Source organism: Paenibacillus sp. SYP-B3998 (assembly GCF_010820665.1).
Lineage (GTDB): Bacteria > Bacillota > Bacilli > Paenibacillales > NBRC-103111 > Paenibacillus_E.
In genome coordinates this window covers 235,671-256,840 of sequence record NZ_JAAIKC010000009.1, presented here as the reverse complement: position 1 = coordinate 256,840, position 21,170 = coordinate 235,671, and the positions used below count along the sequence as shown (strand labels likewise).

The 21,170-nt window shown below is 43.8% G+C and carries 21 protein-coding genes; 9 read left to right on the top strand and 12 right to left on the bottom strand.

Going from position 1 to position 21,170, the window contains the following annotated elements:
• Positions 1–281 precede the first annotated feature (281 nt).
• A complete protein-coding gene (locus GK047_RS21410; RefSeq protein WP_163951522.1) occupies positions 282–560 on the bottom strand; it encodes a hypothetical protein in 279 nt (92 codons plus the stop codon).
• Positions 561–701: 141 nt separating this feature from the next.
• On the bottom strand, positions 702–1,937 hold the full coding sequence (locus GK047_RS21405) for an S-layer homology domain-containing protein (protein ID WP_163951520.1): 1,236 nt from the start codon (positions 1,935–1,937) through the stop codon (positions 702–704).
• A gap of 208 nt (positions 1,938–2,145) precedes the next feature.
• On the opposite strand from GK047_RS21405, the gene GK047_RS21400 reads away from it, so the two are divergent.
• From GK047_RS21400 to GK047_RS21385, 4 genes are all read left to right on the top strand, one after another.
• Positions 2,146–3,780: an FAD-dependent oxidoreductase gene (locus tag GK047_RS21400; RefSeq protein ID WP_163951519.1), complete on the top strand. Its 1,635-nt coding sequence runs from the start codon at positions 2,146–2,148 to the stop codon at positions 3,778–3,780.
• 179 nt (positions 3,781–3,959) lie between these two features.
• Positions 3,960–4,724: a DeoR/GlpR family DNA-binding transcription regulator gene (locus GK047_RS21395; protein ID WP_163951517.1), complete on the top strand. Its 765-nt coding sequence runs from the start codon at positions 3,960–3,962 to the stop codon at positions 4,722–4,724.
• Positions 4,725–4,728: 4 nt separating this feature from the next.
• Positions 4,729–5,550, top strand: coding sequence for an HAD family hydrolase (locus GK047_RS21390; RefSeq protein WP_163951515.1), 822 nt, complete (start codon positions 4,729–4,731; stop codon positions 5,548–5,550).
• Positions 5,550–6,728, top strand: a complete 1,179-nt coding sequence (locus GK047_RS21385; RefSeq protein WP_205516901.1) for an MFS transporter — start codon at positions 5,550–5,552, stop codon at positions 6,726–6,728. The genes GK047_RS21390 and GK047_RS21385 overlap by 1 nt, the downstream gene beginning before the upstream one ends.
• Before the next feature lie 124 nt (positions 6,729–6,852).
• On the opposite strand, the gene GK047_RS21380 is transcribed toward GK047_RS21385, so the two are convergent.
• From GK047_RS21380 to GK047_RS21360, 5 genes are all read right to left on the bottom strand, one after another.
• Positions 6,853–7,368 (bottom strand): hypothetical protein, encoded by a 516-nt coding sequence (locus GK047_RS21380; protein ID WP_163951512.1) that lies wholly within the window; start codon positions 7,366–7,368, stop codon positions 6,853–6,855.
• Positions 7,369–7,492: 124 nt separating this feature from the next.
• A complete protein-coding gene (locus GK047_RS21375) occupies positions 7,493–8,929 on the bottom strand; it encodes a DEAD/DEAH box helicase (RefSeq protein ID WP_346010372.1) in 1,437 nt (478 codons plus the stop codon).
• 121 nt (positions 8,930–9,050) lie between these two features.
• Complete coding sequence (locus GK047_RS21370) at positions 9,051–9,431, bottom strand: hypothetical protein (protein WP_163951509.1); 381 nt, start codon at positions 9,429–9,431, stop codon at positions 9,051–9,053.
• Entirely contained in the window at positions 9,424–10,005 is a 582-nt protein-coding gene (locus tag GK047_RS21365; protein ID WP_163951507.1) for an RNA polymerase sigma factor, read from the bottom strand. The genes GK047_RS21370 and GK047_RS21365 overlap by 8 nt, the downstream gene beginning before the upstream one ends.
• Before the next feature lie 111 nt (positions 10,006–10,116).
• Positions 10,117–10,932: an alpha/beta hydrolase family protein gene (locus GK047_RS21360; protein WP_240344077.1), complete on the bottom strand. Its 816-nt coding sequence runs from the start codon at positions 10,930–10,932 to the stop codon at positions 10,117–10,119.
• Between the two features lie 82 nt (positions 10,933–11,014).
• Between GK047_RS21360 and GK047_RS21355 the strand changes: the two genes are divergently transcribed.
• A complete protein-coding gene (locus GK047_RS21355) occupies positions 11,015–11,269 on the top strand; it encodes a DUF2573 family protein (RefSeq protein ID WP_163951503.1) in 255 nt (84 codons plus the stop codon).
• A gap of 95 nt (positions 11,270–11,364) precedes the next feature.
• Here the strand turns inward: GK047_RS21355 and GK047_RS21350 are convergent, their stop codons facing one another.
• Together GK047_RS21350 and GK047_RS21345 are read right to left on the bottom strand one after the other, a co-directional pair.
• Positions 11,365–12,141: an SDR family NAD(P)-dependent oxidoreductase gene (locus GK047_RS21350; protein ID WP_163951502.1), complete on the bottom strand. Its 777-nt coding sequence runs from the start codon at positions 12,139–12,141 to the stop codon at positions 11,365–11,367.
• Positions 12,142–12,246: 105 nt separating this feature from the next.
• Entirely contained in the window at positions 12,247–12,705 is a 459-nt protein-coding gene (locus GK047_RS21345) for a chemotaxis protein CheX (protein ID WP_163951500.1), read from the bottom strand.
• A 355-nt stretch (positions 12,706–13,060) separates the two neighbouring features.
• Between GK047_RS21345 and GK047_RS21340 the strand changes: the two genes are divergently transcribed.
• Positions 13,061–14,722 carry a PAS domain-containing sensor histidine kinase gene (locus GK047_RS21340; RefSeq protein ID WP_163951498.1) on the top strand — a complete coding sequence of 554 codons (1,662 nt, stop codon included), beginning with the start codon at positions 13,061–13,063 and terminating at the stop codon, positions 14,720–14,722.
• Between the two features lie 55 nt (positions 14,723–14,777).
• Positions 14,778–15,587 (top strand): TIGR01457 family HAD-type hydrolase, encoded by an 810-nt coding sequence (locus GK047_RS21335; protein WP_163951553.1) that lies wholly within the window; start codon positions 14,778–14,780, stop codon positions 15,585–15,587.
• Here GK047_RS21335 and GK047_RS21330 read toward each other — a convergent pair.
• A complete protein-coding gene (locus GK047_RS21330) occupies positions 15,547–16,191 on the bottom strand; it encodes a LysE family translocator (protein WP_346010371.1) in 645 nt (214 codons plus the stop codon). The two genes, GK047_RS21335 and GK047_RS21330, sit on opposite strands and share 41 nt — an antisense overlap.
• A gap of 159 nt (positions 16,192–16,350) precedes the next feature.
• On the opposite strand from GK047_RS21330, the gene GK047_RS21325 reads away from it, so the two are divergent.
• On the top strand, positions 16,351–17,793 hold the full coding sequence (locus GK047_RS21325) for an aminotransferase-like domain-containing protein (protein WP_163951496.1): 1,443 nt from the start codon (positions 16,351–16,353) through the stop codon (positions 17,791–17,793).
• A gap of 52 nt (positions 17,794–17,845) precedes the next feature.
• Here the strand turns inward: GK047_RS21325 and GK047_RS21320 are convergent, their stop codons facing one another.
• A complete protein-coding gene (locus GK047_RS21320) occupies positions 17,846–18,424 on the bottom strand; it encodes a PadR family transcriptional regulator (protein ID WP_163951495.1) in 579 nt (192 codons plus the stop codon).
• Between the two features lie 14 nt (positions 18,425–18,438).
• On the bottom strand, positions 18,439–19,965 hold the full coding sequence (locus GK047_RS21315) for an MDR family MFS transporter (RefSeq protein ID WP_163951493.1): 1,527 nt from the start codon (positions 19,963–19,965) through the stop codon (positions 18,439–18,441).
• Positions 19,966–20,231: 266 nt separating this feature from the next.
• On the opposite strand from GK047_RS21315, the gene GK047_RS21310 reads away from it, so the two are divergent.
• The gene (locus GK047_RS21310) at positions 20,232–21,134 is read left to right on the top strand and encodes a LysR family transcriptional regulator (protein WP_163951491.1); all 903 of its coding nucleotides are present in this window, start codon (positions 20,232–20,234) and stop codon (positions 21,132–21,134) included.
• Positions 21,135–21,170 lie beyond the last annotated feature (36 nt).

Sequence of the window (21,170 nt, the reverse complement as noted above, 5' to 3'; positions counted from 1 at the left end):
TTTGAAAGCTTAATTGCTCATTTGCGTTGCTAGCGAGATTTGCATCTCTTTTTTGGTCGATTGCTCGACCGTGCTTCTTTCACTCGTTGTTCAGTTTTCAAAGATCAATTTCTTTCGTTTTAATCCTCCGCCCTTCAAAGGCGACTTGATTAATGTAACACATTCGCCCAGTTAATTGCAAGCTTTATTTTATATTTTTCATAAAATTTCGAGCTCTTTTTTGGCCGGATCAACAATATAGCACGCCAAAATAAATAATGCAACCTTTTATTAAAATACAATTAAGTAAGTGTGCGATTCAGCAAATGCTCAACCAACTCTTGCTCGAATTGCTCTTTAACAGAATCATTACTTGGACTAATGGCAAGCTGTATATTTTTAAACTCACGCACCAAGGTTTGAATTTCCCCTAACTTACCTTTATCTGCAAACTGACCTGTTTGTTCAATTACATGATAAGCGAGCGCTTGATAGGCATCACTGAAACTTTGATCCACATTAGTTGCCGTACGATAACCTGCATAGTAATTTTTAAACGTTTGAATAAGCGCTTCATCCATAAAACAATCATCTCCCTTTTCAAGATAGGTGTCAGTTTGCCTCCAAAATTAAAAAATATGCAAGCATACAAACAACAACCCCAACTGTTAGCAGCTGAGGTTGTTGCAAAATCTAACCTTTTATATCTAATTTTTATGTTACTAAGCTTTTACATCAATTGAAGTGACAACTTGGTTCTGACCTTTAAGTTCAACCAAATGCCCTTGTGTAAACAAAGACAAGTTCCCAGTTAATGCTACATCAGCAGCAACGTTGTAAACTGCTGTTTGATTGACTCCATTAACATTTTGGTTAATCGAAATCGTGGCAATCTTACCTTGAGCGTTGAGAGTTGTTCCATTCAATGTACCAACTACGCCGAAAGATTGGTTAACTTGCGCCAATTTGGTTACTTCAATAAAGACAACTGTATTGTTATAAGAACGAACCTTCACTTCATCTCCAACCTGCAGAGCAGATACGCTTACTTTCACTCCGTTTCTCAAAACAAATGCATCCGGGTGAAGAACATATTGCGTTGTAGCGCCTGATTTCGTTAATGATAAAACATTATTATAAACCGCAGTGCTTACTGTACCCGAGCTAGCATTTTGATCTTGGTCAGGTAGTTGATTACCTGTGCGATCAAGCAAAGCTGCAAGTTGAGCGCGTGTGACAGATTGACCTGGTCTAAAAGTATTGTCTTCAAAACCATCAACGAGCCCTTTTTCTATGGCTACTGCCACATAACCTACGGATCCAGCAGGAATGTGCTTCGCATCTTTGAAAGTAAGGCTTGTATTCATTTTCGCTTTAGCTTCAGTTTCCAATTTCAAAGCTTTAACCAAGAGTGTAGTTGCCCACAGACGGTCTGCATCTTTTTGTGGTTGAACAGCGTCATCATTTTCTGTGAACAAATCGTTCTCTAGCGCTACAGCTACGTAACCTACTGCCCATGAAGGAATTTTATCCGCGTCTTTAAAATTTAGCTTCGTTTGCATTTCAGTAGAAGACTCGGCTTTTTCACGCAATCCCATCAATCGTACAGCTGCTGTAATCGCTTCGATACGAGAAACACTGTTATCAGGTTTAAATGTTCCATCTTCGTATCCTTCAAAAACACGCTTGGAAGCCAAACTTGCTATGTAGCGCATTGCCCATTGAGCACTTTTCAAATCATCGAAATTAATACGTATTTGGATGTTCCCTTTTACATCAAACTTGTCCATGCTATTGTTATTGTAGTTATTGTTACTATTATAGTTCCATTTATCGGAACCCTTGCCATGATCATTGCCATGCTCATTACCTTTTGCAAAAGCTGCAGTCCCGCCCCCCATTACCATTGTCAGTACGAGACCGGTTGCTACCACTTTTTTGAATAATTGTTGTTTCATTAAATTCTCTCTCCCTTATTCATAATTTCATAAGTAATGTGGAGCCTTCGCGAAGGGTTCCTGGTTATGCTACAAAAGTTCGACTTGATGATTTTATTTCGGGGGGTGAATCATAAAATCCCTGAAACCAAGATAGAATCTCTATTAAAAGCACAATGAAACTGATAGACTGGGAGGGTACAAAACTACCCGTTAAAGGAGCTCACGCATGCGTTTATTCAGTACACGAGTACGGCTCGTCATCGCCCTTGCAGCTTTAGTTATTTTGATTTCGGCTTTCTCATTAGGAAAGACATGGTTTCAGCAAGATAAAAGCTCTCCATCCGGCGCGCTAGACGGTTCATCCATCAGCGCTACACCATCTCCACAGTCACAACTCATAAACAATGGAAGCAAAAGTAGTCTTCCCGTCGAGTATACGGATGTTGTTCTAATTGGTAGTGAATTAGAAGGACTATATTTAGCAAGGGCAGCAGCGGACGAAGGATTGAAAGTAAAAATACTGGACCCACGCTCAGCTTTTGGAGGACAAGTTCTACAAAGTCAAATGCTTTTTCTTGATGAAACGAGAGACGAGCATGGGAAAATACTCGTTCAAGGTCGTGCAAAGGAACTCTTCGACGGCTTCAGAAATGCTAAAATACGTAAACTATCCGAGTTTTCTTCCTATATGAATAAATTAATTAAAGATATCCCATTAGAGTCAGGAATTGAGATTAATGAAGTCGAGCAAACAAAAAGCCCTGACAGTTTACACAAAATCAACTCCATTACCTACACGAATCAGCAGCATGAGAAAAAGAAGATTTCCGCTTCCTATTATGTAGAAAACAGCGACTTCGCAGCGCTTATCCATCATTTGGATGCTAAACGACTACCGGGTCTAGAGAAATTCTATGGACAAGATAATATTGAATACATGAGTGCTGGCATGATGATGAAATTCAAAAATGTAGATTGGAAAACATTCAACACTACATTTAATCATTTGAGCAGCGCTGAGAAAAATAAGCAGTTTGGTGGGGGCTATGTTAGCGATAGCTTCGCAATTGGGCTTAGTGGCATGACAAAAGCTTATCAAGCTTCCAATGATCGTGTTTTCCTAAGAGGATTAAACGCCGTCAATCAACGAGATGGAGAGGTCGCTATCAACGCTTTACTCGTTTATACCGTTGATCCCTCCAACCCTGATTCGATCAAAGAAGCTGTAAATTTAGGTAATAATGAAACGCCTCTCATTCTTAAACATTTCCGCAAAACGTTGCCCGGCTGGCAGCATGCAGAATTGAGCGAGCTGCCGACTTACCCTTACATACGAGAATATAATCATTATGAAATGGACTATGTGCTGAAGCCATCTGATCTACTCTCTGGCAATATGTTTTGGGATAATGTAAGCATTGGTGGGTATCCGCTTGATTTGCAAGGCACGAGTGCGAACAAATGGGGAATCGAAATGGGAAGGCCTGATAAATATGGCATGCCCTTGCGAAGCTTCTTACTTAAAAATTATGACAACGTCATCGCTGCCGGTAAAAATGTTGGCTCCTCTGCCATTGCTTATGGTAGTACAAGGATTCAACCTAATACAGGTTTGGCTGCAGAGTCAATCGGTATCATCCTCGGGCAAATAAACGGTAAGCAAAAGCTCAGAGAGATTTCGCCAGAAGAAATGGCTAAACTACAGCTGTATCTGGCCAACCATTATCAGATTAAACTGACAGGTATTACTGGAGTGAATAAAATTAGCGGCTGGAACGATGAAGAAATTAGAAAGCTAGACACCGGTGAGATTACCTATCCAAACTATATTCTTACTCGGAAAAAGACAGCAATAAAATAATGAAAAGACCGTACATTCGCTTACTGAGCGTGCTGTACGGTCTTTATTTTTTTACGAGAAGCATTATTTTTTTCTCTTCACAAAATTTTTATTATTGAAATAACCACAACCACTCTATATAATAAGCATAAATACTTATAAACACTTATTAAAACTTAAGTTAAAGGAGAGTCAATGAATTGTTTCAAGAAGAACGACTTATTTCTATTGTTGATTACTTAAAATCAAATAAGCGAATCACCGTTGATCTTATTTGTGAGCTTTATGATATTTCCCGCGATACCGCAAGACGCGACATGGTTAAACTTGAGGAGCAAGGTCGGATTATCCGAACCCGCGGAGGCGCGATTCTTCCAACACTCTCTAAGGACGTAGGTAATTATGATCAACGGCTGCAGGCCGAATCATCTTCCAAGCTGACGATCGGAAAAGCAGCCGCATCCTTGATGCAAGATGGTGATTACTTAATGATGGATGCCTCTACAACCGTTCTTCATGCCGCTGCAGCGTTGAATTCCAAGAAAAATGTGATTGTCACTAATTCCATTGAAATCGCAGCGATTCTGGCGCGCAAAGAAGAGACGACTATTCATATATTAGGAGGCGTACTCGACAATAAGCATCACAGCGTTTATGGAGCTAAAGCAATTGAAATGCTTAACGATTATCACGTCGATAAATTATTTATCGGAACCTGCGGCATCACAGAAGAAGGTTTATCTGCACCAAACGAAGAGGACAGCTACCTAGTCAGAGAAATGATGCAGCACGCTGATCAAGTCATCGTACTTGCCGACCATTCCAAGTTTGGAAAAAAACTATTCCATCGCGTAGTGGGATTCGAGAGTATTGACATTCTCATTACCGATCAAGATCTAAGTTCTGAAATCAAGGAGAAGCTGCTTGCTTGTGAAGTTGAGATTGTGCTAGCTGGAGGGGAATGACGACATGATAAAACTTATCGTAAGTGATCTGGATGGAACGTTACTCGATCATAGCAAGAAGGTTAGCCCCAGAGAACTAGCTGCCCTAGTGAAAGCCAATGAGGCGGGTATTCAGTTGTGTCTGGCATCAGGGAGAATGCATACAGAAATACAACAGGTCATGAAAGAAATCGGCCACAAGGCATTTTCTGTCTCGCAGAATGGAGCCTTTATTCACTTGGATGACGGTACATTCTTACAATCTAAGCTGTTTGATCCTGATTTAGCCCTTCAAGTCTACCAACTACTTAAGGACTTCGAGCTTGTCAAGTTAATTTGCTCGGGAGATGCCAATTATATTGAAAATGTTTCCTCAGCATCTAACAAGGTTGAAGCGAGAATGTTTCAACCTTTCATTGTGAAAGAAGACGCGGAGCATGCGTTTAAAACAAATCTTCCCACCTGTAAATTTACTCTTCTTGGGGAGCTTGAGATTCTCATGCAAGTCATAGAGGTAATGAAGCAACATATCGGTGACCAGGTAGAATTGTTCATATCGGATACGGATTGCCTCGATATTATGCCGCGAAATGTTTCAAAAGGCTCTTCTCTGCTGGTTCTACTTGAAAAGCTCGGATTGCAGCCTGAGGAGGTTGCTTGCTTTGGGGATTCGTTTAACGATATATCCATGTTCGGTATTACGCCTCACAGTTTTGCTATGAGTGGTGCTCATCCTGAAGTTAGGCAGCAAGCCGCCTTTCAAATTAATTCCGTTTCTGAGGGAATTATGCACGTTTTGAACCATAACGAAAAGCTGTCATTACCAGAAAAAGGTAGCATCGGATAATGAAAAGATTACTCATAATGGGCTGCCTGTCCTATCTGCTGACTGGCAGCACACATGTTATTTTCGGAGCCGTATTACCTGAATTGTTAGCCTATTACGGGCGCAGCTACAGTGACGGCGGCCTCTTGGTCTTTATGCAATTTGGCGGCTTCCTTCTTGGCGTCCTTAGTATGCCCTTTCTCATTCGCCGCATAAATCGCAGAAGTACCATTACTACAGCCTTCGCTCTGCTTGGAATTTCCATGTTCGCAATCGTCTTATTGCCACCATGGCCGCTTGCTGTATGCCTAACTTTCCTTGCAGGAGCCTCGTTTGGTCTCGTTGAATCAAGCATTAGCACTTTTATTTTGGTAGCAGCCAAAGATAAGCAAGCAGCTGCCTTCAGTAAGCTTGAAGTTTTTTTCGGATTAGGCGCACTCATCATGCCCCTTATATCAAGTATCTTAATTGCTGGCGGCGCTTGGAAGTATTCCTTCCTCTTGCTCGGAGCTAGCGCATTAGCTACAGCGCTCATTTGGTCAAAACTTTCTTTAGGCGAACATGATCAGTTGCTAGGCCACCGAGCTAATCTAGCACAAAAAGAAGAAAAACCTCCGGCGCTAACAAAAAATTCATTCGCCTTTCTGTTCCTCTTCATGATTGTCTTCTTTTTTTATTGTGGGATGGAGAATTCAATCGTTAATTTTCTGCCTTCTATTTTTATCGATCAGCTGAAAGCCTCTAGTTCCCTTTCCTCCCTATCAGTGACCGCTTATTGGCTGACCATGGTAGTCGGACGCGTATTTGCGGGTGTACTCGCAGAGAAAATGACTTACTTTCGGTTCCTAGCTGTTTCTTTTGGAGCAAGTCTCTTCATCGCTTTTTTATGGATGTTTAGCTCACAGGTCTGGAGCAGCTTTGTCATCGTGCTACTGCTCGGTTTTTTCATGTCTGGGATATTCGCCGTTGCACTGATTTACGCCAATCAATTGCTTCCCGGTCGAACAGAGCAATCAACAAGTACACTGATTGCTTCAGGCGGCTTGGGAGGTGCCGTTCTTCCCTTAGCTGTGGGATGGGGCATGGATCATCTCCATGTCGGGGTTGCAATTTGGTTTATCCTTGGGGGCATGAGTTTAACCCTTGCTATTATTTTGTTTTCTTATCGTTGGAAAATACAGGATCTGAGATCTGGCTAATTGAACGAAAAGCCAACTCGATGGACTCTAGTCGCTTGGTAGTTCTACCAATTACTTAAGTCCATCGAGTTGGCTCATCACTTTTACTTTTTTTAGTACATGCATACACGGAAGCCATCTTTAGCTACTTTAAAAGTTTTAAATCAATTTGAATAGCGCGATCTTCAAAAACTACGGTTTTAACACCAATAAGCTTGGGCAAATGTTGTTCAATTGGAATTTGAAACGGCGCTAATTGCAACCACGCATTAGGAAGTTTGAATCCCTTAATTTGTGTAGCAACATGTTCAATTTGAAGGTTAGGGTTGTTCCACGTTAAATTGAACCACATTTTGGCGCCTACGGGCACTTGATCGTGCCAACGAATATTCACATCAGCTTCGAGCATGGTTCCATGAACGGAAATTTTAGCTCCTTCGATACGAACGTCGTTAGGAAGTGTTTGACGCGCAGCAAGCTGCTTCTTCACCATATTATTAACGTCTTGTTCCGTTAGCACAACTTCAAGTTTCCGATTCTTGATAATGTCCAGAATTTTGTTTGTAATCTCCAGCTCTTTGTAGTTAAGATCTAATACTTCCGTTGGCTTGATATACCAGAGTCCCCCTGCTAGAACAACTATTAAGAGTACGATTGTCATTGTTACTATGACTAAAATCTTTCTCATCCGCAGCTGTTACGCCCCCCATCTTCCATGATGTGCCGGAACGTTTATCTTCAAATGGCTCCAGAGTCGACTAGCGGCACTGTCCGCTGATTTCAGGCTATTCTTTGTCCTGCTGCTTCGCTTTGAGCCAGCGCGGCGCGCCTTTGCTCTTGCGGTCCCGCTCACGCTGCGCCTTTTGAGCTGCTGGGCTCAAGGTCCTCCCGCTACCGCTTCCGTTTCCATTACTGCGAGGAGCTGACGAGCTGGGATCAACGCTTCTGACTGGCGCCGCGGAGTTGATACGCGCCTCAGGAGCTGAAGCCTGCCGCGTGCTAGGCGAAGTGCCGCGCACAGGCGCTGCGCCACGTGGCGAGCGTGCAGCTTCTCGGCGGGTACGCATTGTAGACGCACTACGGTCCTGAGAAGGGTCGACGATCTTGCCTTCATACATTGCCTTTGGAGCAATCGTAATACCAAGCTGCTTCTCGAACTTGTCGAGAATGAACAATTCCTTCGGCGTCACAATAGAAATAGCTGTGCCTTTGCGGCCCATGCGACCAGTCCGTCCGACGCGATGGAGATAATACTCCGCGTTTATCGCAGGATCCAGGTGGAAGACATGAGTAACGCCTTCGATGTCTAAGCCCCTTGCCGCAATATCCGTAGCTAGGAGGAGTTGGAACTTCCGCTCACGGAAGTTCCCCATCACTTTGGCTCGTTCCTGTTTGGCAGCTTCCCCATACAAGGCTTCTACAGAAAGCCCCACGTACTGAAGCTTTCCGACAACCTCTGCAATGTCAGCTGTTGCATTAATGAAAACAATCGCTGAAGCAGGATTTATTAGACGAACCAATCTTCGCAGCGTATCGATTCTCTCTCTTTCTTCACACACGAAATAACAATGCTCCAATGTTTCAGCCGTACGCTGACTCGGATTGATTTTCAGTATAGCTGGCTCCTTCATCCACTTCTGCGCCGCTTGTTCAATACTAGCTGGAATCGTGGCTGAAACGAACACCGTTTGGCTTGAGCGCAACATACCTTTTAGGATCGCTTCAACCTCGTTCATAGAGCCTAGCTCAAATACTTGATCAACTTCATCAACGATTGCCATCCTCACATGATGTAGGGTGATCTTACGCATCTTGATAAGCTCTAACAGCCTCCCAGGCGTACCCACTACAATATGCGGATGGAGTTTAAGCTTCTCGACTTGTCTGACAACAGCTGCACCACCAATAAGTGATTGCGAACGTAACTGTGTTCCTTGCGTCAACTTCTCAATCTCTTGCAGAATTTGCATCCCGAGCTCTCTAGTCGGCACCACTACTACGACTTGGAGCTGCTTTTGCAACGGGTCGATTTTTTGCAGGGCAGGCAGCAAATAAGCAAGTGTTTTCCCAGTTCCAGTCTGTGACTGAATAATGGCATCCTTCCCCTGCAGTAGCGTAGGAATCGCTTCCTCTTGAATCGGCGTAGGCTCCCCAATGCCCATCTCATTTAATTTATCTACATAAGACTGCTCAACAAGCAGTTGTTCGAAACTTGTCTTCACTTCTACAAACCCCATTTCGTCATTTCTTTAATCCAATTATAAGACACATCGCATAGTGAAACAAACACACAATGAAAAAGCTCTGTCCCTAGGGAACAAAGCTCGGTGTGCAAGAAATGCTCTATTTGCTGAGCGAAATACACTTATCGCTCTTCCCTTTAACAATTTCTTGCTGGGAAGCACTATGCCCTAGTCTATGCCAATACGTAGTAATATCTTCTTTCACATGATAAATAAGTCTTGTGAAAGGGTGAATTGTATTCGTTTCCATAGGTCCTGCAAAGACGAGAGTAAAAAGCATGAAGGAGGCAATGACAATCCCAGTTGATTGTACGCGATATTTCCTAACTTGTCTAACGCGCTTTTGATCAAGCCTTCGCTTCATTGTAGACCATGAGTCTGGATTGTAAGTAACATTAGCAGCGGCATCCGCATAGTGCTGAATCACCGACCGCTTCAATATCTTTTCCAATTCCTTCTCATCCGTCTTCCAGTTACTCATGCAAAGATCCCCATTCCTCAAGCAACTTCTGCCTGATAGCTTCACGGGCGCGGAACAATCTTTGTCTAATCACACCTTCGGTAACGCCAAGCTCACTTGCCATCTCTTTATACGATAAATTATGTATCCACTTCATCGCTATAATTTGTCGATAGGATGGGCTTAATTGATTAATGTATTTAATAATCGCTTCACGCATGTGCTTTAACTCGACTTCTTTTTCAAGAGGAACCAAATATTCCGAAGTCGGTGCTGCTTCTTTCGTAACGAGAATGAGATCCGTTTCAAGCTCTTCCCGGTTCCTTTTGTGCTTACGTAGATGGTTGAGTGTTACATTTCTAGTTAACTTTTTCACCCAGCCCTCGTACTTGTCAATTTCCTTTAGCGTAGGGGCCTTGCTCACAGCGCGCAGGAATGACTCTTGAATAATATCTTCAACCCCGGCGTGATCTCTTAATATAAAATAAATCATTGGGTATACAAGCAAATAAAACTCCTGGTAAACCTGCTCTTGTACGCCCTTATCCAAAGTATAAAAGTCACAAGTAAATATTAGCGTCAAATACTTCGACATAAAAGCCCCCCAACCACAATCGGCTCAAAAACCTTCTGTGCTCCCTACTTCATATTAGGGCATTAGAGGACAGTAAACAATATTAAACAGAAAAAAAGTGGAATTTGCTTCCTAGTTCATAAGCCTGAGCTTGGTATTCAGCCATAAAAACATAGTATCAAGCGCTTTTTCGTCTTCTTTTTTCGGAAATCGATGATCAAGCCCTTCATATAATACCATTGTATAATCCTTACCTGCACGCTCAAGAGCCGTACCCAGCTTCTTTGCATGCTCAACGTGGACCTGGGTATCTTGTGTACCATGAATGATGAAAATTGGCGACTCCACCTGATCGACCCAATGGATAGGTGAACGTTGCAGATATGCGTCTATTTGTTTCTTGGGATGTCCGACAACACGTTTGAGCATTCTTCTCATGTCTACCCGTTCTTCATAGGTAGCAAGCATATCACTTACACCGCTCCATACAACAACAGGCCCTACACCGCTGCATTCTTTGGCTGCAAGCATCGCCATTACCGCGCCTCTAGAAAACCCAATTAAGGATACAGGCCCGGGAAGCACTTCATCCAATGATTGTACCAACGGGATAGCGTGAAACACATCGTACCGATCCTCGCCACCAAAATCCTCTCGTCCTTCTCCCCCTTCATTGCCTCGATAAAAAGGAGCAAACACAACATATCCCCTCTGTGCCATCGAGACAATTCTCCGCTTTCGAACCATGCCAACTCGTCTAATCCCACCGCGGCAATATATGACGGCAGGCCTCGGATTGTCACCTTCGGGAACGGCTAAAAAGCCTTTCACGCGTAAGCCCTGACTACTGTAAGTAAGAAGATAGAGCGATACTTGTTTGGTATAACAACGCAATTGTTCCCGCTCTAATAGTTCACCGTCTTGAACGATTGTTTGTACACTTGACATGAGAACCTCCATTTTTGACAGTCGTGGCGCCTTGCGTTAGACTGGAATTACTCTTTAATATTCCATCCGAAGGGATGAAACTATGAATACAGAATTTGAGAATGAATTCGATGCTTTATTGTTGAAAACAGCTGAGTTAATTACAGGCGATACTTCACCAGAAATGATTGAGAAAATCAAGATTTGGGCACTTTATAATCACATTCATAAATCGCTCCCTGCTCTTGCTTCCCATTGGAACCAAACGCATCCAACTGGAAAAGCTGAAGTTCGTCGGATTTTTGAAGAGATTCGCGACTTGAATCAAGCCTTGAAGTCAGGTACGCCAAACCCATAATAAAAAGCGAATCTCAATTTTTCCCGAATTGAGGTTCGCTTTTTTATATTTCACTGCTCCCTATGTAAAGAGCTTGGATAATCTTGATAACGTTTTTATTTCTTATTTAACATTTTTGTTGCTATGCGGTCAAAGATTCTTGGGAACAAATGAAATAGCTTGACACCGACTCCAGCAATAAACGGCAAATTCTTTTCGGGCACATTTCTTTCAACCGCATCGATAAGCTCTCTAACAACTTTCTCAGGCTTCAGCATGAACCACGAGATATTTTTCACATAGTTGCCGCTTGGGTCTGCCTTGTCGAAGAAAGGAGTAGCAATTGGACCGGGGTTAATCGCGGTAATTGAAATACCTGAACCGTTGAGTTCCTGCCTCAAACTGTTCGTAAAGCCAAGAACCGCATGCTTTGTTGCTGAATAACCGGTGGATTTGGCTGAACCTATTTTGCCGGCCATAGATGCGATATTGACAATGTGACCATTCCCAGCTTGAAGCATGTGCGGCAAAACTGCTTGCGTACAGCGAACCAAGCCCAAGTAATTAACGTTCATCATATCTTCAAAGTGCTCAAAAGGAGCCCCTACAAATGACTCAAATATGCCGTAGCCGGCATTGTTAATTAGAATATCAATACGACCATATCGTTCGATGATCAGCTTAACAACATCGCCTACTTGTTCTGTATTCGTTACATCTAATGGATATACAGCGTGCTGCCCAGGCAATCCTGCAGCGATCTCCTCTAATTTATCCGTGTTTCTAGCTGTAAGAATCGGTACCGCACCCTTAGCCGAGAATTGATACGCCATTACAGCACCAATCCCGCTAGATGCTCCTGTTATCCATACAATCTTCCCTTTAATATTCAATGTAGACTTCTCCTTACTACTGTCAGATCATATAAAAAAATGGAGCCGCCGCTTCAGCAGCACTCCATCGATTCTAGCATATTAAAACTCCGTGCGAAACGGATGCTACGTAATGAGAACTTGAATGTCCAGCTCACCGATACTATCCATAATTAAAGGAATCGTCAACGCTTTCTTAGGTACAAAGCCTGCAGCCGTTGCTGACTGTACGATCTTTGGAGGCGTAATATCAACCCGAACTCCTTGATTGAACAGCATCGTGCTTGCGTTCCCGCTAATCATATTTCCAAGCTCAGATATGGCACTTTTGCCCATTTCATCCATTTCTGTCACTGTAAATCCACCCATCATAGCAGAAACCATCTTCAGAGCAACCTCTTCGGCTAAGCCAAACACAATATCGCCTTCCATTTGTCCGGTCATCCCAATTTGAATCCAGATGTACTTTTCCACAAATTTGACGTCTTTGACGCCGAGCTGCCCTGTTGTAGGACGAATGTTAGCTACTTGCTCGATGACGATTCTAGCCGACTCTAGAAAGGGATGAATGTACTCAGCCTTCATAAGCTCCGATCTCCTTTGTGAATAAAATCCGCAGAAAAACGACCTTTTGTTACATTATACCTAAATTTCCGGGACAAGTACACTTCATTTTTTCTAAAAATAGTACCAACTACTTACTTTTTATCCTCCTCAGGCTCCCTAAAATGTAACCTTGAAGGGCTCATTTATATGTTTCCGAATAGACCTATGAGACTGCCCATTGGAATTTCTCTTTAAATTTTCACAATTATATCACAAGGAAGATGCTTCCAACATGATCTATTTTGAACAAAAGGAAGGTAAAATGTATAATTTTCTGTCGAATCCTGATACACTTATGGGAGAAAATGACTTAAAGGAGCGCTGAAAGTCAATCATGTTCAAAAAACAGACAACGACTCAACGTTGGACTTTATTTCAAATTGCGCTAGTTTATCATACCCTCGCTTTTCTTTTGCTCTTGATAGATTCGATCGTGCTGCATCGCGTTGTTTTTTTACAAAATATTAAGCATGTAGGAATTGCCGCAGATATATTAGTTATCTGTTTCATCGTGGGACTTGCCTTCTATTTCTTCAAGCAAATTAAAGAAAGAGAAGTGAAATTAAAAGAAAGCGTCGAGCGTTACAAGTCTCTTTATGACAATCACCCGGATTCTATTATTTCCTTCAGCTTGGACGGCGAGGTGCTTACTTCAAATCACGGTTTAGAACATCTGCTCGGTTTAAGCCGAGAAGCTTCCCTGCTTACTTCATTCATACCCATGATTAATCCTCCTGATTTACTCAAGGCACTGCATCATTTTCAGGTTGCTTCTGCCGGGATGCCACAGCATTTTGAAGCTGCTTTCGTTCACCAGAAAGGGTTTCCTGTGCAATCCAACGTGACTTTCGTACCAACCATGGTCGATGGACACATCGTTGGTGTTTATGCCATTCTAAAAGACTTGACCGAAGTCAAAGAACAAAAGAAAGAAATTGATAAGCTACATAAGCAAAATCAACTCATTCTTAATTCTGTTTCTGAAGGTATTTATGGCATTGATATGAGCGGTAGAACAATTTTCTGGAATAAAGCTGCTGAAGCGATCACAGGCTGGAAAGTGGATGAAATGCTAGGGAGACAAATTCACAATCTCGTCCGGCCGGAAAAAAGTGATGGGAGCCTTTACTCGAAGGAAGAAAGTCCAATCCTAAGCACGATTTTGAATCGAGAAGTGACTGTGGTGAAAGAGGACCTCTTCTGGAAAAAAGACGGAACCAGCTTTCCCGTAGAATATATGTGCAGTCCCATGTTGGAAGGAAAAGCGCATCTTCTTGGTACCGTCATCACGTTTCAAGATATAACAGAACAGAAAAAAACCCAAGAACTACTGATCAAATCCGATAAATTATCCGCAGTTGGTCAATTAGCCGCTGGCGTGGCTCACGAAATTCGCAATCCTCTGACTGCCTTGAAAGGTTTTTTACAGCTTTTGAAGACAAATAGTCCCAAGGAGCAATATTATATAGAAATTATGCAAAAAGAGCTTCAGCGCATTGAATTTATCGTCAATGAATTTCTATTTGTGTCCAAGCCCCAGGCTATTCTTTTCGAGGCTCGTAGACTGGATTCAATTGTAATGAGCACGATTGAGCTGTTACAGCCACAGGCGCTGTTAGGTAACATCGAAATCGAAGATGAGATCGCTTACTCACTCCCACTTGTTTCCTGCGACGAACACCAGCTTAAACAAGTATTTATTAATATCCTTAAAAATGCACTGGAGTCGATGACGCTAGGCGGCATTATGCTTATCCAAGCATTACCTGCGGAAGATGGGCAAAACTTGATCATTCGGTTCATTGATCAAGGCTGCGGAATAGCGCCTGAACGACTGCCAAAGCTAGGTGAGCCTTTCTACAGCACAAAGGAAAAAGGGACTGGACTTGGTCTCATGGTCTGTTACCGAATCATTGAAGGCCATGGTGGTACAATGAAAATTCGAAGCAAATTAGGGGAGGGAACCACAGTAGAAATAACGCTCCCTTCTATGTAATAACAGGGTAACTCAGCACGAATGAAAAAAGACTGTGATAAGGAAGTGCAAAATAATGATCGGATTCCTGATTGATTTGGATGGAACTTTATATCGTGGACGAGAGCCTATTCCTCATGCAGCGGCTTTCATTCGTCTTCTTAACGATAACCACTTGCCGTACCTTCTCGTGACCAACAATTCCTCCCGTACTCCCCAGCAGGTAGCGGAACACATGCATGAGCTTGGTATCGAGGTAACACCTGATGCCGTGTACACCTCCTCCCAGGCGGCCGCGCAGTACATGGCCGAACAAAGGCACGGAAGCCGCGTGCACGTAGTAGGCGAAGCTGGACTACAAATAGCCCTCGAGGCTGCCGGCTTCCTCTTGACAGAAGAGACGCCAGACTTCGTCGTCCAGGGCATTGATCGCAGCTTCACGTACACGAAGCTGACGGAGGCAGTTCGCCATATTAAGAATGGCGCAGCCTATGTTTTAACGAATCCCGACCGCATGCTGCCGTCGGATGGAGGACTTATGCCGGGGGCAGGCTCCCTCGCCGCATCGATTACTTCGGCATCGGGCGTGGAGCCGGTAGTGATCGGCAAACCGTCGCCGATCATTATGAACTACGCCATCGCGCGGTTAGGACTTCCTCCCGCGGATGTCTGGGTCATCGGCGACAATGCCGCTACCGACATCCGTGGTGGCGCAGTGGCTGGCTGCCGTACAGCACTCGTGTTAACAGGCGTTGCTACGGCCGAAAATGTTCAAGCGCAGCTTGAATCTGCTGGCGTGACGCCAGACATGATTTGTGAAGACCTGCAGGACTTCATCAGAAAAGCTATGCCGCAGGATGGAGCAAATGCTGCCAACCGTCCATAAAAATTTTCACTGTCAGAATCAAAAACAAAACCGCGGAGACCAGCGACATGATACGTATGAATCGTGCGCTGGACCACTTCCGGGAAACGCCGGAAACTAACGCAATAAAACCTGACCAGACTACGCTAGCCGCAAAAAAACCAGCAATAAACACAGTCGTTGTTGTCATGTCGTGGGTACCGAAGCTAGCAATTATCGGTCCAGCGACAACTGCAAACCATAGAATAACCGTAGGGGACGATAAAGTTAAACCAAGCCCCCACCAGAATTGTTTCCCCTCCTTCGTCGGAGCCCCCGAAAATGCCAGCTCCTCTTGCTTACTTAGTGATTTGCGGAGCATTTGAATCGTCATCCACGCAAGTACCAGCGTACCACCAATCCACATCACCCACCGAACGACGGGAATCTGAAAAATGACCGTTACACCAAGAAGCGCTAAAACCAAATACGTCAAATCCCCAAAACATGAACCGAACCCCAATTGAAATGAACGCTTAAACCCTTTATCCATCCCCGTCTTTATCATCGCTACATTTACAAGCCCGAGATCGCAACACAGCGATAATGAAAATATAAAGCCTTTAATAAACGCAGATAAAAGCACACTCGTTTTCTCCTTTCTTTCTGTACGCGCTTGTTTAGTGATTTCAGCTTAATCGAATTGGCCGACACAGTCAGGAGCCAATTGGCAGTTGATTTCACAAGCCAATTAACGGAAGATAAAAGTAAGAAAGAGCGTTCATACAAAGGATTGAAATAAACGATGAATATTGAAATCAATCGAAACCGAGATCATAAAGAGTCCATCCCTATGCAAATCACAAGGCAAATCGAGACCATGATTGTCGAAGGAACCCTTGCTCCAGGCAGTCAACTGCCAACTGAGCGGTATTTATCTTCATTGTTAGGTGTTCATCGCAGCACCGTGACCAAATCATTCGAGGAGCTTCGCGCCGTCGGATTGATTCAATCCGCCCAAGGCCGTGGAACTTTCGTTAGCGATAGCCTATGGAACATATCTGCTTCAAAGTTCTCCGAATGGCGCAGTTATATGGCAGCTGGACTTTTTCGTCCAACGCAAACTCTCCTGCGTAAAGTAAGAGAACTGACAATGGATCCTATCTACTTGAATTTAGCTGATGGCGAGATGTCACCCGATCTCCTTCCCGCCGACCTGGTTGCCGATATGCTGAAGAAAAGCAATCTTCCCTTACCACTGCATTATCCAGATTCCAAAGGAGAAATTTCTCTGAGACAGGCGCTGTCTTCTCACCTTTTTCGTACTTCCAGTATCAGCTGTCGGCCTGAGCACATTTTGATAACGTCCGGCGCCCAACAAGCCTTACATTTAATTGCCCAATGTCTCTTAAGCCCAGGCGATAGCATTGCTATCGAGGGTCCATCGTACCATTACTCTCTACCGTTGTTCGGCGCATCCGGCATTCGTTTACTGCGTATTCCCGTCGATCAAGACGGTCTCTTGCCCGACGAACTGATTTCTCTACACAAAATGCATCGGATTAAGATGGTCATTACGAGCCCCACTTATCAAAATCCGACGGGAACTGTCTTGCCCTTAGCAAGAAGGCAGCGATTGATTCAGATATGCGAGGAGCATCGCATTCCTATCGTCGAGGATCAGACTTTTGGTTCGATAACGTTGACGGGCGAACCTGATCCACCTCTTCCCTTATTAGCGCTTAGTGGAGCGAAGGAGTCTATCCTCCATATTGGCAGCATGTCCAAGACGACTGCTCCCGGTCTGCGGCTTGGTTGGTTGGTCGGTCCTAGCTCCGTTATTGATAGATTGGCGGATGCCAAGCAGCAGATGGACTTCGGAACGAGTCCACTCCTCCAACATCTCGTCGAGACCTTCATTACTTCTTCTGCCTGGACGGAGCAGCGCGAGAAGGTACTGCTTGGCCTCACGGTAAAGCGAAACTATATGTTAGCAGCCATGGATAAGCATCTAACAGGCAAAGCGGAATGGGTGAAACCGACCGGAGGTTATCACATTTGGTGCAAGTTATTACAGCCTATTGCAGAAACGGAATTGCTTGAACGAGGCATTCGGCAAGGTGTCCTTTTCGTTCCAGGCGGGGTGTACGGCGCAGATAAAGGCTATGTGCGCTTTTCATTCGCTAGAGCAAACCGTCAGGAAATCGAAGAAGGCATCGCCAAATTTGCGCGCATTTTGGAGCCGTAGCACGCTAAAAAGCCGTAGCTCCTTCATCCTGTGAAGGTAACTACGGCTTTGTTCATTCGATTCGATCCCAGTCGACTTCAAGCGGTGTTCCTCTTTCTTGAAGGCGCCCCTCTTTGGCATCAATATGCAGCTGTTCCAGCCATTTCAGCTCCATAAAAGCACGCTTATACGAGCCGACCATCATCTGGAGTACCACACGCGGAACGGTTCCAATATGCTCCTCGTAAAGACTTTTCGCTCTTTGCATGACTATTTTTTGGGCCATAATTTTATGTTCAAGAATCTCTGCTATTTTCCCCTGATCTCCATGCACGGTAAAGGGCAATGCTACATAAAGCGGATGGTGATACCAGATTTCCTCGTGCAGCTGCTCTAAAAGCATTTCCTGGAATTTTTTGCGGCCTTTATCCGTAATGTGATAGATCGTCTTTTCCGGGCGATTCGTATCCCGCACAACCTCGACCGCTTCCACGAGCCCATCCTTCTTAAGCTGATCCATCGCATAATACAAGGAGCCGTCCTGCAGCTTCATGTAATTATGCATGCTTCTTTCTTTCATCGTCTGCCGGATCTCATACGTATGCCGATCGGCCTCCATCAACAGTCCGAGAATGACTAGCTTTATCGACATTCCTTACACCCTCCCTAGTGCCCTGAAGGCATGCTATCTTTGACAGGCGCATTGCCGACTTCCAACTTAGCATTGCCCATAAAGAGGATGAAAATTAAGCCGATAACGGCTAATACAACTGTTGTTTGGAAAACGACCGCGATAGATTCGGCCAATGCCGTAAGCAGCTTATGCAGCACATCTGGCGGGATTTGTGCACGAACTTGCGGCTGAAGCAACACACGAGCATCATGAAACTTTTCAGCCATCGTTGGGTCTTGAACGGAAGCTCTAATTTTATCAGTTAAGGAATTCACCTGCACACTACCGAACACAGCAACCCCAATTGCGGAGCCTACGGAACGGAAAAAACCAACTAATGAAGTTACTGTTCCTCTGCGGCGAAAATCAACTTTATGCAAAGCTGACATAGAGGTGATCGGGAAGCACGCACCAATACCCAAGCCTAAGAGAATCATATAAATTGTGATAAGCCAACGTTTAGAATCAATCGAAATTCCGCCTAAAAGCGATGTCGCGATGATCAGTAATACGACAGAGACAATCATCACATTCCGATAGGAGAATCGCCCAATGAAGCGCCCTCCAAACGCACTGCTGACAACAACCCCTAGCATCATCGGCGTTAAAACAGAACCTGCACTCGTAGCTGAACCTTCAAAAACACCTTGAATAAATAACGGTATGTACGTACCTGCTGAGATAAGAACAGCACCGTAGGCAAAACTTACACCCATACTTGAGGTGAACAGCCGATTTTTGAACAAATCGAGGGGAACAATCGGCTCTGCAGCATATTTCTCCACTAGGATAAATATCCCCAAAATCACAACAAATCCAGCGAATAGCCCAATAATTTGCAAGGAATTCCAAGCATATTCTTTGCCCCCAAGTTCCAAGGCAAACATCAAGGACATAATCGATGCGGTTAACAAAATCGTGCCGCCCCAATCAATCTTCGCTTTGCTGTGCTCCACCGACTCATGATAAGAAAACATGATTAACAATAGAGCGACAACCCCAAGAGGGAGGTTAATGAAGAAAATCCATTCCCAAGTCACGTGATCCGTGAAGTAAGCACCAATGATAGGCCCCAGGACGCTGGATAATCCAAAAACTGCTCCGAAGAGCCCTTGCATCTTCCCACGTTTCTGTGGAGGAAAGATATCGAAAATTATTGCGAACGTAATGGGCATAAGCGCCCCGCCGCCAATACCTTGGACAGCGCGATAAATAATTAATTCTGTCATGGAAGTGGCCGTTCCACAAAGAGCAGAACCAATCATAAACACAATAATCCCAATTATGAAAAATAATTTACGCCCGTACATATCTGATAATTTACCAAATATCGGCATTGCCGTCACATTGGCGATCAAATATGCAGAAAAGACCCATACGAATTGATCGAAACCTCCTAATTTTGAAACGATAGTAGGCATTGCCGTAGAAACGATCGTTTGATCAAGCGAGGCTAGCAAAAGACCTAGCATCAAGCCGACAACGGTCCAAGTTGTGTTTGACTTACGTGTTAAAGACATCACTCTAGCTCCTTTATTATTTAATGATGCTTATTCGTGCAGATATATAAATTATTATATTCAAATTTGAGTATATAGCAATAGAGAAAATCATTATAGTCATTTATTCCCTTACGTAGATTGCACTTGCTTCATACGCTTTATGCCAAGACATTGCCGAGCACAGCCCAATTCATATATAATAAGGTTAGAAAAACTTTTTATGCCCTTTACAATTTCGATAAATTTTATTTGTATCCCAATCTAAGAATGCAGGAGGTATGCTCATGAATATGAACCAGTTGGAGACGTTGCTAACGATCTCCAAAACGATGAGTTTTCGTAAAGCTGGGGAACTTCTTAACTTGACCCAACCTGCCGTTTCCGCACAGATAAAGAGCTTAGAAGACGAATTCGGCACGATTCTAATCGATCGAAATCAACCCGTGACTTTAACGGACAGCGGAAAGTTGTTTCTTGAACATGCAGAAAAGATACTGCGTATCTCCAGCGATTTAAAGCAGCGGCTTGCCGATTTACATCAAACACCGCAAGGGCATATTCATATCGGAACAACGACATCGATAGCCATGCAAATTTTGCCGAGGGTCCTCTCCTATTTTCAAGATCAATTTCCTCTCATCAAAACGACGATTCATTCCATGACGTCCTCCCAAATTATGAGCAGTGTGGAAAATAGTCAGATTGATATTGGGATTACGTATTTATTCGAAAAAAATCAAGCACTAGAAACGTCCGTGCTCTACTATGACACGTTTGAGCTTATCGTTTCATCCCAGCACCCACTAAGCCGTTTCAGTCATTTATCCATTGAAAAGCTTCGAAATATCCCTTTCATTATGCTTTCGCCTGAAACTGCAGGGCGAAGATTCGTCGATCAAGTTTTTTCTTTATTTGAAGTATCTCCGCATATTGTGATGGAGCTAACAAGCAGCGAAGAAGTGAAACGTATGGTGGAGTTAAATCTCGGTGTTGCTATCATCTCCAAACTATCTGTCGCTGACGAGCTTCGCCACGGCACCTTAAAAATGTTGAAAGTAAGCGAACTGGATATTACCCACCCAGTAGGTGTAGTATATAAAGCAGGACGTTACTTGAATTCAGCCATGCAGCAGTTCTTGGCAGACTTAAAAGGGATGCCAGAAACCCAATTTCTCGGTTCGGAATAAGATTCGTTTCATTCAAAGGCCAAATCTCAAGAAGCC

Coding starts and splice junctions, on each gene's coding strand:
- GK047_RS21360 (WP_240344077.1), bottom strand. CDS start 10,932: ATGTCAAGTGTACAAACAATCGTTCAAGACGGTGAACTATTAGAGCGG.
- GK047_RS21345 (WP_163951500.1), bottom strand. CDS start 12,705: ATGAAGGCTGAGTACATTCATCCCTTTCTAGAGTCGGCTAGAATCGTC.
- GK047_RS21355 (WP_163951503.1), top strand. CDS start 11,015: ATGAATACAGAATTTGAGAATGAATTCGATGCTTTATTGTTGAAAACA.
- GK047_RS21315 (WP_163951493.1), bottom strand. CDS start 19,965: ATGTCTTTAACACGTAAGTCAAACACAACTTGGACCGTTGTCGGCTTG.
- GK047_RS21410 (WP_163951522.1), bottom strand. CDS start 560: ATGGATGAAGCGCTTATTCAAACGTTTAAAAATTACTATGCAGGTTAT.
- GK047_RS21380 (WP_163951512.1), bottom strand. CDS start 7,368: ATGACAATCGTACTCTTAATAGTTGTTCTAGCAGGGGGACTCTGGTAT.
- GK047_RS21400 (WP_163951519.1), top strand. CDS start 2,146: ATGCGTTTATTCAGTACACGAGTACGGCTCGTCATCGCCCTTGCAGCT.
- GK047_RS21335 (WP_163951553.1), top strand. CDS start 14,778: ATGATCGGATTCCTGATTGATTTGGATGGAACTTTATATCGTGGACGA.
- GK047_RS21310 (WP_163951491.1), top strand. CDS start 20,232: ATGAATATGAACCAGTTGGAGACGTTGCTAACGATCTCCAAAACGATG.
- GK047_RS21370 (WP_163951509.1), bottom strand. CDS start 9,431: ATGAGTAACTGGAAGACGGATGAGAAGGAATTGGAAAAGATATTGAAG.
- GK047_RS21385 (WP_205516901.1), top strand. CDS start 5,550: ATGAAAAGATTACTCATAATGGGCTGCCTGTCCTATCTGCTGACTGGC.
- GK047_RS21325 (WP_163951496.1), top strand. CDS start 16,351: ATGAATATTGAAATCAATCGAAACCGAGATCATAAAGAGTCCATCCCT.
- GK047_RS21365 (WP_163951507.1), bottom strand. CDS start 10,005: ATGTCGAAGTATTTGACGCTAATATTTACTTGTGACTTTTATACTTTG.
- GK047_RS21405 (WP_163951520.1), bottom strand. CDS start 1,937: ATGAAACAACAATTATTCAAAAAAGTGGTAGCAACCGGTCTCGTACTG.
- GK047_RS21320 (WP_163951495.1), bottom strand. CDS start 18,424: ATGTCGATAAAGCTAGTCATTCTCGGACTGTTGATGGAGGCCGATCGG.
- GK047_RS21340 (WP_163951498.1), top strand. CDS start 13,061: ATGTTCAAAAAACAGACAACGACTCAACGTTGGACTTTATTTCAAATT.
- GK047_RS21390 (WP_163951515.1), top strand. CDS start 4,729: ATGATAAAACTTATCGTAAGTGATCTGGATGGAACGTTACTCGATCAT.